The following is a 435-nucleotide window of genomic DNA, read 5'->3' as shown; positions in this document are numbered from 1 at the left end:
CAGGAATAGGTCGGCAAAGGAATCAAGCGCGTAGTAGTTCTTCCACCCCTGTAACTTGGGGTTCAGTTCCGCCACCATCTGGTTCATCGTCCAGTACAGGCGGTTTCTTGGCTCGGTCGCTTCCTTCACCTTCTGTCTCATGCTCTTCATCGCCTTCTTGGACGGGTAGCTGCGGAGGATAGGCACCGTTTTGTTCCCTTTCAGCTTTTTCGGTATTTTCCGGTGATGCATCCCCAGAAAATCGAATCCCTGCTTATCGTCCCATAGGTTGATGAGCTTGGACTTTTCCCTGTTCATTTCCACTTCCAGTTTTCCGAATACCGCCTTGAGCACGTCAATCGCTCTTAGCGCTTGTTCCTTGGTTTTGCACAGGATCACAAGATCATCGGCATATCTCACCATCGTTCCCGTCTCTGCGAACTTCTTCTCCCAGAT

General features: G+C 50.6%; 1 protein-coding gene. It reads right to left on the bottom strand.

The features are described from left to right. A partial coding sequence (locus tag KVT38_RS33535; protein WP_254639755.1) for a reverse transcriptase domain-containing protein occupies window positions 1-435 on the bottom strand: 435 nt, incomplete at both ends.

The organism is Cohnella sp. GbtcB17 (assembly GCF_019091135.1).
Lineage (GTDB): Bacteria > Bacillota > Bacilli > Paenibacillales > Paenibacillaceae > Cohnella.
This window is presented reverse-complemented; position numbering and strand designations above follow the sequence as displayed.